The 15546-nt window shown below is 28.3% G+C and carries 15 protein-coding genes; all 15 read left to right on the top strand.

Features of this window, described 5'->3' with window-relative positions; all coding sequences use genetic code 11:
* Nucleotides 1-3 precede the first annotated feature (3 nt).
* Complete coding sequence (gene remA / locus AYC61_RS12645) at nt 4-273, top strand: extracellular matrix/biofilm regulator RemA (protein ID WP_066502918.1); 270 nt, start codon at nt 4-6, stop codon at nt 271-273.
* Between the two features lie 15 nt (nt 274-288).
* A complete protein-coding gene (gmk, locus tag AYC61_RS12650) occupies nt 289-870 on the top strand; it encodes a guanylate kinase (protein WP_066502920.1) in 582 nt (193 codons plus the stop codon).
* A gap of 18 nt (nt 871-888) precedes the next feature.
* Entirely contained in the window at nt 889-1095 is a 207-nt protein-coding gene (rpoZ, locus tag AYC61_RS12655; protein ID WP_066502922.1) for a DNA-directed RNA polymerase subunit omega, read from the top strand.
* 14 nt (nt 1096-1109) lie between these two features.
* Nucleotides 1110-2309: a bifunctional phosphopantothenoylcysteine decarboxylase/phosphopantothenate--cysteine ligase CoaBC gene (gene coaBC / locus AYC61_RS12660; RefSeq protein ID WP_066502923.1), complete on the top strand. Its 1200-nt coding sequence runs from the start codon at nt 1110-1112 to the stop codon at nt 2307-2309.
* 386 nt (nt 2310-2695) lie between these two features.
* Entirely contained in the window at nt 2696-5185 is a 2490-nt protein-coding gene (gene priA / locus AYC61_RS12665; protein WP_066502926.1) for a primosomal protein N', read from the top strand.
* A gap of 12 nt (nt 5186-5197) precedes the next feature.
* Nucleotides 5198-5644 (top strand): peptide deformylase, encoded by a 447-nt coding sequence (def, locus tag AYC61_RS12670; RefSeq protein WP_066502929.1) that lies wholly within the window; start codon nt 5198-5200, stop codon nt 5642-5644.
* 234 nt (nt 5645-5878) lie between these two features.
* The gene (fmt, locus tag AYC61_RS12675; RefSeq protein WP_066502934.1) at nt 5879-6808 is read left to right on the top strand and encodes a methionyl-tRNA formyltransferase; all 930 of its coding nucleotides are present in this window, start codon (nt 5879-5881) and stop codon (nt 6806-6808) included.
* An 18-nt stretch (nt 6809-6826) separates the two neighbouring features.
* Nucleotides 6827-7579, top strand: a complete 753-nt coding sequence (locus AYC61_RS12680; protein ID WP_162265465.1) for a DUF116 domain-containing protein — start codon at nt 6827-6829, stop codon at nt 7577-7579.
* Between the two features lie 155 nt (nt 7580-7734).
* Nucleotides 7735-9078 (top strand): 16S rRNA (cytosine(967)-C(5))-methyltransferase RsmB, encoded by a 1344-nt coding sequence (gene rsmB / locus AYC61_RS12685; protein WP_066502941.1) that lies wholly within the window; start codon nt 7735-7737, stop codon nt 9076-9078.
* Nucleotides 9079-9193: 115 nt separating this feature from the next.
* Nucleotides 9194-10240, top strand: coding sequence for a dual-specificity RNA methyltransferase RlmN (gene rlmN, locus AYC61_RS12690; RefSeq protein WP_066502944.1), 1047 nt, complete (start codon nt 9194-9196; stop codon nt 10238-10240).
* Nucleotides 10241-10268: 28 nt separating this feature from the next.
* Nucleotides 10269-11003, top strand: coding sequence for a Stp1/IreP family PP2C-type Ser/Thr phosphatase (locus AYC61_RS12695; RefSeq protein WP_066502946.1), 735 nt, complete (start codon nt 10269-10271; stop codon nt 11001-11003).
* Between the two features lie 15 nt (nt 11004-11018).
* Nucleotides 11019-13034 carry a Stk1 family PASTA domain-containing Ser/Thr kinase gene (pknB, locus tag AYC61_RS12700; protein ID WP_066502949.1) on the top strand — a complete coding sequence of 672 codons (2016 nt, stop codon included), beginning with the start codon at nt 11019-11021 and terminating at the stop codon, nt 13032-13034.
* Nucleotides 13035-13045: 11 nt separating this feature from the next.
* Entirely contained in the window at nt 13046-13921 is an 876-nt protein-coding gene (rsgA, locus tag AYC61_RS12705; RefSeq protein ID WP_066502953.1) for a ribosome small subunit-dependent GTPase A, read from the top strand.
* A 1-nt stretch (nt 13922) separates the two neighbouring features.
* Nucleotides 13923-14579 (top strand): ribulose-phosphate 3-epimerase, encoded by a 657-nt coding sequence (gene rpe / locus AYC61_RS12710; RefSeq protein WP_066502956.1) that lies wholly within the window; start codon nt 13923-13925, stop codon nt 14577-14579.
* Between the two features lie 33 nt (nt 14580-14612).
* On the top strand, nt 14613-15248 hold the full coding sequence (locus AYC61_RS12715) for a thiamine diphosphokinase (RefSeq protein WP_066502959.1): 636 nt from the start codon (nt 14613-14615) through the stop codon (nt 15246-15248).
* Nucleotides 15249-15546: the final 298 nt, after the last annotated feature.

The raw sequence follows: 15546 nt of genomic DNA on the forward strand, positions 1-15546 counted from the left end.
GAGTTGGCTATTAAGTTAGTTAATATAGGTTTTGGGAATATAGTTTCAGCTAGTAGAATAGTAGCAATTGTTAGTCCTGAATCAGCTCCAATAAAGAGAATAATTCAAGAAGCTCGAGATAGGGGTATGCTAATTGATGCAACATATGGAAGAAGGACTAGAGCAGTTGTTATAACTGATAGTGACCATATAATATTATCCGCCGTTCAACCAGAGACTGTTGCTCATAGGTTAAATGGTAAAGAAGGTCTGTCAGAACCCAGCAGGGAGTAAGGAAGGAGTCATTCAATGAAGAAAGGATTATTAATAGTGGTATCAGGACCTTCTGGAGTAGGTAAAGGTACAATATGCAATACATTAATTAATAAAAATAAAGATATATATATGTCTGTTTCTGCAACTACAAGAAAGCCTAGAAATGGAGAAATACATGGGAAATCATATTATTTTTTAAGTGAAGAAGATTTCAAACAAAAAATAAAAAATGATGAGTTTATTGAATATGCAAAAGTATTTAATAATTATTATGGTACATTAAAAAGTGTTATAATGGAAAAAATTGAAGCTGGAAAGAATGTGTTACTAGAGATAGATGTTCAAGGTGCATTACAGGTAAAGGAAAAATATAAAGAAGCAGTAATGATATTTATTTTACCACCGTCATTAGAAGTATTAAAAGAAAGAATAATTGGTAGAGGTTCTGAAAATGATAAAACTCTAAATATTAGACTAAATGAAGCACAAAATGAAATTGATATGCTTCATAATTATAATTATAGTGTTAAAAATGCAGATTTAAAAACAGCTTGTAAACAAGTAGAAGCTATTATTATAGCTGAAACTTGCAAAATAAAAATAAAAAAACAATAAACTAGGAGGTTTGGAATTATGTTATATCCTTCAATGAGTGATATGTTAAAAAAAGTAGATAGTAGGTATACATTAGTTATGGCAGTTTCTAAGAGAGCTAGACAAATAATTGATGGTGATGATGTATATACCAGAGTTAATTCAACTAAGCCTGTTACTTTAGCATTGCATGAGGTATCAGAGGATAAGATTAGTATAAATAATAAAAATGACATTATTAAGTAAGCGGGTGAGAAGATATGTTAAAAGGAAAAGATATAGTAATAGGAGTGACTGGTGGAATTGCTGCATATAAAGCAGTTGATGTTGTAAGCAAATTAATAAAACTCAACGCTAATGTAGATGTTATAATGACTGAAGCTGCTACAAAATTTGTTACTCCATTAACATTCCAGTCTTTAGCTCATAATCCAGTAGTAGTAGACATGTTTAGAGAACCAGTAAGCTGGGATATAGAACATATTGCACTAGCTAAAAAAGCTGATATTTTTTTAGTAGTTCCTGCAACTGCTAATATTATAGGTAAAATAGCTCATGGTATTGCAGATGATATGCTTAGTACTACAATTATGGCTTCAAAAGCTAAGAAAATAATAGTGCCTGCTATGAATACTAACATGTATAAGAATGTTATTGTCCAGGAGAACATAGAAAAACTTAAAAGCTTGGACTATAAATTCATTAATCCAATAAGTGGTAAATTAGCATGTGGTGATATTGGAGAAGGTAAACTTCCTGATCCACAGGATATTATAGATCAAATATTAGAAATTATAAAAAATGATGAAAGTAACAAAGACTTACTTGATAAAAAAGTTTTAGTTACTGCCGGAGCAACTATAGCTCCATTAGATCCTGTAAGATATTTAACAAATCATTCAAGTGGAAAAATGGGTTATGAAATTGCCAAAGAAGCTAAAAGAAGAGGTGCAAAAGTAATATTAGTTAGTGGCCATACAACACAAAATAAGATAGATGGTATAGAAACTATTTATATAGATACCACTGAAGAAATGTTAGAACAAGTAAAAATGCATTTTGATGATGCTGATATGGTAATAAAAGCTGCTGCTCCACTTGATTATAGACCTAAAATTGTAAACGATAATAAGATTAAAAAAGAAGATGGTGGTTTAAATGTAGAATTTGTTAAAACACCTGATATTTTGAAAACTTTAGGACAAATGAAAAAAGAACAAGTATTAGTTGGGTTTGCAGCTGAAACACAAGAATTACTAAAAAATGCACAAAAAAAATTAGAACAAAAAAATTTAGATTTTATAGTTGCAAATGATGTTTCAAAAAAAGGAGCAGGCTTTAAGGAGAATACAAATATTGTAACAATTATAGATAAAAATGGTTCAAAGGCATATTCGATTATGGAAAAGAGCAAAATAGCAAAGATAATCGTTGATAAAGCATGTAAATATCTTAAATAAGGCATATGAAAAAAATAAACAAGTCAGATTGCGAAGTGATTTTGATTGCTTTCTAGGCACTCAATCATGTGCATACTCACTGTATGTAAGTGATTGAGTAACAACGAAAAAAATTAAAAGCACGAGTAAGATGCCTAGTTTATTTTTTGAATGTACCTAAACTAAATGCATAGGACTGACTCATAATTCAATATTGAGTCAGTTTCTTTAGAGAAATTTTAAAAATAGAAAGTGGGCATGAGATATTTAAATGAAATTAATAACCAAATTCATTATATTATTTTGAAGTTGGAATCTTATATTTGAATATAAAAACAAGTTCAAAAACTATGTTAGTACGTATGAATAATACGACATAATATATATTGTTATTGAAAGGAAAGCTTATGAAAAAAAATCGTTATGCTCAGGTTATAGTAGATAATAAACATATTAATACTGATATTCTTTATACTTATATTATACCAGAAGACTTAAAGCAGGTAATAGATATTGGGCTTAGAGTATTTGTTCCCTTTGGAAAAAGCAAGGGAAAGTTATTAGAAGGTATAATAATTAATATAAAAGATGATTGTGATGTAGCAGATAATAAGCTTAAAAAAATATACTCTATAGTTGATTATCAAAAAGTATTAAATGAAAGCCAAATCAAGCTAGGGCTATGGATGAAAGAATATTATTTATCTAAATATATAGATGTATTCAGAGCAATGATTCCTTCAGGAATTAAAGCTAAGGTTGAGAAAAATATAGTTTTAAATAAAGAAAAGAATTATAATGAATACATCTTGTCTGATAAAGAAAAAAAAATAATTAATTACTTATTTGAATATAAACTTGTTAAGTTAAGTACTTTAAAAAAAGAATTAAATATATCGAATATTAATTTAGTATTGAATTCACTTAAAAGTAAAGAGTTAATAATTATTGATAACATAGAAAAAAAAGGAATTAAAAAATTATACGAAAAGATAATTAGTATCAATACAAAAGATTATAGTATAGAACAATTAGACCAGTTAATTTCTAAGAATGCTAGAAGGCAAAGAGAAATTATTGAATATTTAAAAGCAAAGGAACATATTAGCCAAAAAGAATTGATAAAAGATTTAAATATTGGTTTAGGGAGCATTAAGTCATTAGAAAAAAAAGGGTTTATTAAGATTGATATTAGTGAAATTAATAGAAATCCGATAAAGAAAAAATATGAAAGAAGCCAAAAATTAGACTTAAACGTAGAACAAAAAAAATGTCTGTTTGAGATATGGCAGGACATAAATGCACCATCATCTGAGAGTGAAACATTTCTAATACATGGAATTACTGGTAGTGGTAAAACTGAAGTTTATATGCAACTTATTGAAAAAATGCTTCAAAAGGGAAAGGATAGCATCGTATTAGTTCCTGAAATATCATTGACACCGCAAACAGTTGAACGATTTGTATCAAGGTTTGGTGATAATGTTGCTGTTATTCATAGTAGACTTTCACAAGGAGAAAAGTACGATCAATGGCGTAGAATAAAAGAAAGTAAGGTTAAAATTGTTGTTGGAGCAAGATCTGCTGTATTTTCACCGTTTAACAATTTAGGTCTTATTATTATAGATGAAGAACATGAATCAAGTTATAAATCTAGCAGCGATCCTAAATATAGTACTATTGAAGTAGCACAAAAAAGATGTGAGTTAGAACAAGCTTATTTACTATTGGGATCAGCAACGCCTTCGTTAGAGACTTATTATAAAAGTAAAATAGGTCAAATTAAACTATTAGAAATGAAAAATAGAGCTAATAACAGACGATTACCTGAGGTAACTATTGTAGATATGAAAAATGAACTTTCTGGTGGTAATAAGTCGTTTTTAAGCATTCAGTTATATAACGAAATCAAAGTAAATTTAGAAAAAAAGGAGCAAACTATATTATTTTTAAATAGAAGAGGCTTTTCAACATTTGTTTCATGTAGAAGCTGTGGTTATGTTGTAAAATGTAAGAATTGTGATATATCTATGACTTACCATGCAAATAAGAATATGTTAATGTGTCATTATTGTGGCTCAGCAGTTAAAGCACCTCGTATTTGTCCTCAGTGTGGTAGCAAATATATAAAATATTTTGGAACAGGTACTGAAAAAATTGAAGAAGCAATAAAAAAATATTTTCCTAAAGCAAAAGTTGCAAGAATGGATAATGATACAACTAGTAAAAAAGGAAGTCATGAAGCCATATTGGAAAGAGTTAAGAATAATGATATAGATATACTTATCGGAACTCAGATGATTACTAAAGGATTAGATTTTCCAAATGTTACATTAGTAGGTATACTTGCTGCAGATATGTCATTGAATTTACCCGATTTTAGAGCTTCTGAAAGGACTTTTCAGTTAATAACCCAAGTTAGTGGAAGAGCTGGTAGAGGTAAGAGGTTGGGAAGAGTTATTTTGCAAACTTATGAACCTGAACATTATGCAGTACTTTTATCCAAAAAACAAGACTATGTTGAATTTTATAATAATGAAATATTAATAAGAAAAGAATTTGGCTATCCACCATTTAAAAATATAATAAATATAGTATTGAGAAGCAAAAACGAAGAAGTTGTTAAGAAAGAAGTTATTAGCTTTAAGCAAAAATTAGTGTATAATATTAATAGTAAAATAAGTGATAATAAAAATTACGAGATAATAGGACCTGTACCAGCTTCAATATACAGAGTAAAGGGATTTTACAGATGGCAGTTATTGATAAAACTAAATGATAAAGAATTGCAGTTAATAAAAAATATTATTTACGAAGAGTACAAGAACTATATAAAAAATAAATTGTGTAATGAAATATTATTTAATATAGATATTAATCCATATTCTATGATGTAGGAGGTTTATAAAATGGCTTTAAGACAATTAAGATTTGAAGGAGATCCCATATTAAGGAAAAAATGTAGAGAGGTTAGTAAAATTGACTCAAAAATTTTAACACTATTAAATGATATGGCCGAGACAATGGCTAAAGAAGATGGTGTGGGTTTAGCAGGTCCTCAAGTAGGGATATTGAAAAGAGTTGTTACTATTGATGTAGGTGAAGGTGTTATAAAATTAATTAATCCTGAAATAATATATCAAGAAGGTGAAGTTTTAGATTATGAGGGATGTTTAAGTGTACCTGGAAAATCAGGTAAAGTAATAAGACCTCATATAGTTAAAGCGAAATACATGGATATAGAGGGTAAAGAAAGAATAATAGAGGGTCAAGGATTATTGGCTAGAGCATTATGTCATGAGATTGATCATCTAGATGGAATACTTTATATAGATAAGGCAATTGATGAACACTGATTATTTATATAATGCCCTATAATATGCTGTATAATTTTGAATTATGAGCAGAGAACCTAAATTTTAATTTAGTGTGAATCGCTTATTCAGACGTAGTCTGAGGGAAATCTAAAAATTTTCGAAGGCATACCGAGTTGGTATGTTGAGAATTTAATGGATACCTTATAATCACAAGGATATAGTAGAGTATTTAATTTTCTATGAATAATCTGGGTTTAATATTAGGAGGTAATTATGAGAGTTATATTCATGGGTACACCAGATTTTGCTGTACCTACATTAGAAGAATTATATAAAAATGGTCATGATATAGTATTAGTTGTAACTCAACCAGATAAAAAAAGAGATAGAGGAAAGAAAATTTCCTTTTCACAAGTTAAAGAAAAAGCCTTAGAATTAGGGCTAGAGGTTTATCAACCACAAAGTATTAATAAACAAGATAGTTTTAATAAACTAGAAAAGCTAGCTCCAGATATTATTGTAGTTGCTGCATTTGGACAGTTAATATCTGAACAAATTCTTAATTTACCAAAGTATGGCTGTGTTAATGTTCATGCATCTTTACTTCCTGCATATAGAGGTGCAGCACCTATTAATTGGGCTGTGATTAATGGAGAAAATGTATCAGGAGTAACGACTATGATGATGGCAAAAGGTTTAGATTCTGGTGATATATTGCTAAAAAAACAAACCGATATTAAAGCCGATGAATCGGCAGGTCAATTATATGATAGGCTGAAGATTTTAGGAGCAGACTTACTAATAGAAACATTACAGAAAATAGAAAATAATTCTATTGTAAGAACACCACAAAATCATAATTTAGCAACTTATGCCCCATTGATGGAAAAATCATTAGGACATATTGATTGGAACAATACATGTAAAGCTATAAAGGATTTAGTAAGAGGAACGCAGCCTTGGCCAGGATGTTACACACAGTATAAAAACAAGAAGATTAAAATTTTCAGTGTTGATTATAAAGTATCCAATTTTGAAGGTAATATAGGAGAGATAATAGATGTAGATTTGGAAGGTATAAAAGTTAAATGTGTAGATGGTATAGTAATAATAAATCAGCTACAGTTACCGGGAAAAAGAAAAATGAGTATAAAAGATTTTTTAGCAGGCAATTCAATTGATAAAGGTGTAATATTAGAATAGATGCTTGGAAGTGTTGTCGTGAAAAATGATAGAAAAAAATTTTTATGTGTTATGTTTTTTACTGCAATTTTATCAATTGCATTAGTTTTAGTAAGTATATATTTTTTGACAAATAAGAATAATAACTTTATTAAAATAATGATAATAATATTTGTTATATTTTTGATTATTGTTAGTGTGTTTGTAATTTGGAGTATTGTATTATTAAGTCATGGTGTTTATAAAGGGAATGTAAATAAAAAAAATGCATGTTTTTTAAGAGGTGCATTAAAGAAAATTTATCCTATTTTGATTTTTGTATCAAAGATTTTAAATATAGATAGAGATACAATTCAGAGAGCATATTGTAATATTAACAATATACTTGTTGAAAATTTAAAAATGCATTTAAATAGTGAAGATATTCTTATATTACTGCCACATTGTTTGCAAAATTCACAATGCCAATATAAAATAACAAATGATATATACAACTGTAAAATGTGCGGGAAATGTTGTATAAAGGATATTATTGAACTAACGAATAAATATAATATTGAAACTGTAGTTGCAACAGGTGGTACTTTAGCTAGATCATGGGTTAAAAAGAAGAAACCAAAAGCTATAATAGCTGTAGCGTGTGAAAGAGATTTAACAAGTGGTATTAATGATATCAGTAAAATTCCTGTTTATGGGGTTTTAAATATAAGAAATAATGGACCTTGTTTTAATACAAGTGTAAATATAGAAAATTTAAATAAGGCAGTGAAATTGTTCTTAACGTGTAAATAAAATAGATTTAATTATTTTGGAATTAAGGTTAAACACAAGAACTTCGCCAGTTGGCTTCAAATTATAAACTGCTCTAGAGCTTGTTAGCATTTGACTCTAGGGCATAAATTTTGTTATTATTGCTATGTATTAACAATACACTATTGGAGGATTGTATGAAAAACAATGCTAGATTTATAGCAACAAAAATACTTATAAATATAGAAGAAAAAGGTGCTTTTTCAAATATTGAGATTAGCAAGAATTTAAAAAATTTAGAGAATATTTTGGATGAAGGTTTAATTAGAGAAATAGTATACGGAGTTATACAAAATAAAGTTCTTATTGACTTTATTATATCTAAATATTCAAAAATACCAATTAACAAATTAACTGTTAAAGTAAAACAGATTTTAAGAATTGGCATTTACCAAATAGTTTTTATGGATAGAATACCAGAAAGAGCTGCATGTAATGAAAGTGTTAAAGTAGCTAAAAAAATGTGCCATCAAGGAATACCAGGATACATTAATGCGGTATTAAGAAATATAATAAGAAATAAATCAAGTTTAATACCAGACTATAAAGAGTACAATAGAGTTGATTACTTAAATTTAAAGTATTCACATCCAAAATGGTTAATTGAACATTTCATTAAAGAATTTGGTTATGAATTTACAGCTGATTTGTGTGAAGCAAACAATAGTAAACCAAAATTAAATATTAGAGTCAATACTCTAAAAATTACCAGAGATGAATTGATAAAAAAATTAGAAGAAAAAGATATCAATGTAAAATCCTTGCCGTATAGTAAGGATGGTTTAGTGGTTAACAATGCAAAACGTATTACTAATTTGAGTGAGTTTAAACAAGGGTTTTTTTCCATACAAGATGAAAGTTCTATGATGGTAGCTGAAATTATGAATCCAAAACCAGAAAGCATAGTTTTGGATGTATGTAGTGCTCCTGGTGGTAAAACTTGTCATTTAGCTCAAAAAATGAACAATAAAGGAAAAATAATATCAAGAGATATATACGAACATAAATTAAGTCTTATAAACAAAGCTGCAAAGAGGTTAGAAATAGATATTATAGAAACTCAGTTAATTGATGCGTTAACGTTGGATGAAAATATGATATTTAAAGTGGATTATTGTTTAGTAGATGCACCTTGTTCAGGTTTAGGATTATTGAGAAGAAAGCCTGAAATAAGATGGAGACTTAGCATGGAAGATATAAACAATCTATCCCATCTTCAATATAAAATTTTGACTAATGCTAGCAAATATGTTCGTTTAAATGGTATACTTTTATATAGTACTTGTACGATAAGTAAAAAAGAAAATTTTGATGTTGTGTCTAGATTTTTAGAAGCAAATACAAATTATGAATTATTGCCATTTGAAGAAGATATTTGTGTTAAATTAGGAATTCAAAATAATATAGGATATACACAATTATATCCTAATGTTCATGGGACTGATGGTTTTTTTATTGCGAAGTTTAGAAAAATTAAGTAGAAAATCTATGAACAATTAGAGTAAAATAATATTTTAAACATGTCTATGAAAATTACATTTTTTTTGATAATATATAGATAGCTATAAATTTTTAATTGTAGCTTGGAGGGATTTTTTGAATAATAAACAAGATTTAAAGTCATATACTTTGACAGAGTTGAGAAAGATTTTTGAAGAAAATGGTATTAAACCTTTTAGAGCGAATCAGGTTTTTGAGTGGATTCATAATAAAAATATAAATATTATTGAAGATATATCAGTTTTATCTAAAAAATTGAAAAGTAGAATAGATAATAAATATTATATTGAAAATATAAAAATACTTGAAAGATATGATTCAAAATTAGATGGTACAAAAAAATATTTATTTTGTCTTAATGATGGTAACATAATAGAAAGTGTTTTAATGCCTTACAGACACGGTAACACAGCTTGTATTTCTACACAAGTTGGTTGTAAAATGGGGTGTAAGTTTTGTGCATCTACTAAAGAGGGACTTATTAGGAATCTTTCAGCAGGAGAAATTGTTGACCAAATATATAAAATACAAGCTGATCAAAAAATTAAAGTTAATAATATAGTGCTTATGGGATCTGGGGAACCATTAGATAACTATGATAATGTCATAAAATTTTTAAAAATAGTACATGATGAATTAGGAATAAACCTTGGATATAGACATATAACACTATCAACATGTGGGTTGGTGCCTAAAATATATGATTTAGCAAATGAAGAATTACCTATAACATTATCAATATCTTTACATGCTACTACTGATATTCAGAGAAAGAATATAATGCCAATAGCCAACAAATACAGTTTAGATGAAATAATAAAAGCTTGTAAGTATTATATTAATAAAACAAATAGGAGAATAACATTTGAATACACATTAATAAACGGAGTTAATGATAATAAAAAAGACGCCTTAAAAATGTATTCTCTAATTAAAGGCATGTTATGTCATGTCAATTTGATACCATTAAATAATATTAAAGAAGTTGAATATAAAAAGTCTAATAATATAAATATAAAAGGCTTTGCTGATACTTTATGTCAAAAAGGTATAAGTACAACTGTCAGAAGAGAGATGGGTTCTGATATAAATGCAGCATGTGGACAATTAAGAAATAAATATATTAGTCAGAATCAAGGTTAGATTATTTAATTTGGAGTGGAGGGTTTTTATGATTTTTGGTGTTTGTTCTGATATAGGGAAAACAAGAACAGTAAATCAGGATTCATATTATAATTCAGATATTGTAGAATTGCAGTTATTTGTTGTTGCAGATGGTATGGGAGGTCATAATGGTGGAGAAACAGCTAGCTATTTAGCTGTAAAAACTGTTGAAGATATGCTTGATAAAAATAGAGAAGCATTAATTAATAAAGATATTCTAATACCTAAATTTATACATATGACACTAACTGAGGCAAATAGGATTATTTATAATGAAGGGCTGTTAAATGAAAGTCTAAATGGAATGGGAACTACGTTAACAATGGTATATTTCACAGAAAATTCAGCAATAATTGGACATGTAGGGGATAGTAGAGCTTATATATACAATAATAGTGAGTTAACACAATTAACTCAAGATCATTCTTTAGTAGCAGAATTAGTTAGAAATGGGAGTATATCTAAAGAAGAAGCTAAAGATCACCCACAAAAACATATCATAACAAGAGCTTTAGGAACTGATGTTGATTTAAAGGTTGATGTATTTGAAAGAGACATTGAAAAAGGAGATATTGTATTGTTATGCTCTGATGGCTTGACAAATATGCTAAGTGATGAAGAAATTAAACATATTTTAAGTACAATAGAAGTTCCGCAAGAAGCATGTAATTGTTTGGTAGAAAAAGCAAATGAACTTGGTGGTGAAGATAATATTACTGTTACTATTATAAAGATTGATTAGAAAAGAGGTTATTATATGATTGGAAAAACTCTAGGTAATAGATATGAAATAATAGAGAGAATCGGTGGAGGCGGAATGGCAATAGTATATAAAGCCAAATGTCGTCTTCTTCATAGATATGTTGCAGTTAAGGTATTACGTGAAGAATTTACTAACAATGAAGATTTTATTAATAGATTTAATAGAGAATCTCAAGCAGCTGCTAGTTTATCTCATTCAAACATTGTTGGTATTTATGATGTTGGGGCAGAAGATAATATTCATTATATTGTAATGGAATATGTGAAAGGGAAAACTCTAAAGCAATTGATAAAGGAAAAAAACAAACTAAAGCCAAAAGAAGTTATAGATATTAGCTTGCAAATAGCTGAAGCACTAAATAATGCACATAAAAATAAAATTGTTCATAGAGATATTAAACCTCACAATATAATGATAGACGATGATGGGAAAATAAAAGTAACAGATTTTGGGATTGCTAGAGCAGCAACTACATCAACTGTAACTGTAACTAGTAATGTAATAGGTTCAGTACATTATTTTTCTCCAGAACAAGCTCGCGGAGGATATACTGATGCAAAGTCTGATTTATATTCATTAGGTATTGTCATGTATGAAATGTTGACAGGTAAAGTACCATTTCAAGGAGATAGTCCAATATCAGTAGCATTAAAGCATATACAAGAAGATATTACTCCTTTATGCGAAATTGATGATTCTATTCCCAAGACTTTGGAGAAAATAGTAACTAAAGCAGTCCAAAAAGATCAAGCTTTAAGATATGATAATGCAGAAGAAATAATAGATGATTTGCAAAAAGCTAAGAATAATTTAAAGGAAGATACTATAGAATTTAAATGTTACGATGATTCACCAACAATGGTTATACCTAAAGAAGAGGTTATGATGAAAAAAGATAATGAAACTAAAGAAATTGTTGTACCAACAAGTAGAAGGAGAAATCCTAAAGCTAAAAAAATCAACAAAAAGCAAAAAGAAAATAATAAAAGCTCTAAAGTGCTTGTAACTATTGTTGCAATAATACTAGCATTTGTTGTTACTTGTGGATTAGCTATTGGGTATTTATATGTTAAAGATTATCTAGTAAAAGAAGAAATACCAATACCATATGTAATAGGACTTGATGTTGACTCGGCAAGAAAGCAAGTTAATGCATTAGGTTTAGAGTTAGTTGTTAAAAATGAAGTGTTTAATGATGATTATAGCAAGGGACAGATAGTATATCAAACAGAAAAAGCAGGAAATACTTTGAAATCGGGATTCCCTTTAGAGGTTACTGTAAGTAAAGGGTCTGAATTAATAGAAGTACCAGATTTATTAAACAAACTTTCTAATGAGGCTGAAGCTGTATTAAATAATAAAGGATTAGAAGAAGGTGTTATAACGCATGATTTTAGCGATTTACCTACAGGTATAGTTATTAGTCAAAGTCCAAAAGCCTTTCAGATGGTAAAAAAAGGTACAAGAGTTAATTATACAATAAGTAATGGTCCCAAAGTTAATTATTTGATAATGTCAAATTATATAGGAAAAGATATAAATGCAGCTAAAAAAGACCTAATTTCAAATGGATTTGCTTTAGGCGAGGTTAAATATGAAAAGAATAATGATGTTTCTAAAAATATAGTAATCCACCAAAGTCACCCAGCAGGACAAGAAGTAGAAGAAAATGTAGTTGTTGATTTTATAGTTAGTAATGGTAGCGAGCCAACTGAAGATAGTGGTACTGAAACCGGTACAAACAATGATACAATAACTGATACTGATAAAGATAGTAATACAAGTACAGATACTAAAAAAGAAACATTGAATATACAGCTTCCAGAGGATAGAGATACAGTTGATGTGAAGATATACAAAATTCAAAATGAGCAAAAAGAAGTAATATACGAAAAAACTGTTAATACTAGTCAAGGCGGAATAAAAATAGAAGTAACAGGAGAAGGATTTACAAAGTTTGAGATTTATTTTGATGGAGTATATATTGATGACGTTGAATATACTTTTTAGGAGGATTATAAATGCTTGATGGCATAATCATGAAAGGAATTGGAGGCTTTTATTACGTAAAAACTGATGAAGGTATATACGAATGTAGAGCTAGAGGTTTGTTTAGAAAACAGAAAATCAAACCATTAATAGGAGATAAAGTTTGTATTGAAGTAACACAAGGTGACAAGACTGGCTATATAAAAGAAATAAAAAAACGCATGAATGAGCTAATTAGGCCAACAGTTGCAAATGTATCTCAAGCAGTTATTGTATTTGCAATTAAAAATCCTGATCCAAATTTATGGTTATTAGATAGATTTTTATTAGTTGCAGAAGAGAAAGGTTTAAATGTTTTGATTTGCATTAATAAAATAGATTTATCAAATGAAAAAGAGATTTCAGATATTATTAATATATATGAAAAAGCTGGCTATAAGGTTATAGTTACAAGTTGTAAACAACACAAGGGAATTGAAGAGTTAAAAGTATGTTTAAAAGATAATATAACTGTTTTTGCAGGTCCTTCGGGTGTTGGAAAATCAAGTATTCTAAATAGTATACAGCCAAAATTTGAACTAAAAACAGGTGATATCAGTCAAAAAACTAATAGAGGTAAGCATACAACAAGAAGTGCAGAGCTTATGGAGCTTTCTTGTGGGGGATTAGTTGTCGATACACCAGGCTTTAGTTCCTTAGATATAAGCAACATAGATGAAAATGGGTTGAAAGAGTTTTATAGAGAGATAAAAAAATTTGGCTGCAATTGTAGGTTTAATAGTTGTATGCATAAAAATGAGCCAGATTGTGGAGTTAAAGAGGCGTTAGAAGAGGGTAAAATTAGCAAAGAAAGATATGAGAGCTATTTAAACCTCATGGATGAAATAAGTAAAAGAAGGAGATATTAATATGATTAAGATTTCACCATCAATTTTGTCAGCGGATTTTAGTAATATTAGAGAAGACATAAAAAAGGTTGAAGATGCAGGAGTTGATTTATTACACATAGATGTAATGGATGGAGCGTTTGTACCAAATATAACATTTGGACAGGTCGTAATTAAAGATTTTAGGAAGATATCAAAAATTCCATTTGATGTACATCTAATGATAGAAAAACCAGAAAGGTTTATTGAAGATTTTGTTAAAGCTGGTGCAGATATTATTACAGTACATTATGAATCAACAGTGCATGTACATAGAGCAATACAATTAATTAAGAGTTTTGGTATTAAAGCAGGAATAGCTTTAAATCCAGCTACACCTATAGAATGTGTCAAGCATTTATTAAATGATGTAGATATGGTATTAATAATGACAGTAAATCCAGGCTTTGGAGGTCAAAAATTTATAGAAGCTACGAAAGACAAAATCAAACAATTAAGAACATTAATAGATGAAAGGGACTTAGATATTGACATAGAAGTTGACGGTGGTATCAAAGAAGATAATATAGCTGAAGTGTTTAAATGTGGAGCAAATGTATTCGTAGCTGGCTCAGCTGTTTTTAATTCTAAAGATATCAATTTAACTATAAAGAATTTTAGAAGATTAACTGAGTTTTAATAGATTATCTAAGTTTTAAAAGAGGGATAAAAATTGAAAATTGTTGTATTAGGCAGTGGTACTTTACTAAAAGAGAGCATAATTTTACAAATTGCTAAGGATGCAAAATATATAATTTGTGCTGATGGAGGAGTTAAACATTTATTTGAATATGGATTAATTCCAGATATTGTTGTTGGAGATTTAGATTCAATAAGTTTAAAAAATTTAGAAATAATAAAAGAAAAGGGTATAAAAATAATAGAATTTCCTACAAATAAAGATTACACTGATTTAGAACTAGCGTTAGAACAAGCTGCTTTGTTAGGAGCAAAAGAAGTTGTAATAGGTGGTGTAATAGGAACACGTTTGGATCATACTATGGGGAATATACTCATATTAAATAAAATGAATAAGAAAAATATAAAAGCTACAATAGTTGATAATAATAATGAAATATCATTATTAGATGAGTCAGAAGCTGTTTTTGATAATACACATAAGTATATTTCTATAATACCTGTTTCAAATGAGGGTGCTGTGGTTAGCACTGAAGGCTTCAAATATGAAGTAAGCAATAGAAAGTTTGAATACTCATCACTTCTAGGAGTGAGTAATGAAATATTGGGAAAAAGGGGTAAAATAAAGATACATAAGGGAACATGTTTAATAATAAAAGCGGATGACTAAAGTAAAAGATTTGCTCAGAATTAGTTTTGAGCAGGTCTTTTTTTTAGGAGAAACTTAATTAGTTTTATCGGTCATATAAAGGGAAAAGTAAATGGAGTATTAGAAAGAAAATGTTCAATAAATAGTGTTAAATATAATAATAAAATATTGCTAAAAATATATTTTAGAAAACTTAGATACTAATTATTGTACTTTGCAGTATAAAAAACAAAAAAATATGTAACAAAAACTATTTGTTGTAATATTATGTTATAAGTAGTATTTTAAGTTAATCGTAGATTATAAGACCTCGGAAGAG

The sequence above is a fragment of the Abyssisolibacter fermentans genome (genome assembly GCF_001559865.1).
Classification (GTDB): Bacteria; Bacillota; Clostridia; order Tissierellales; family MCWD3; genus Abyssisolibacter; species Abyssisolibacter fermentans.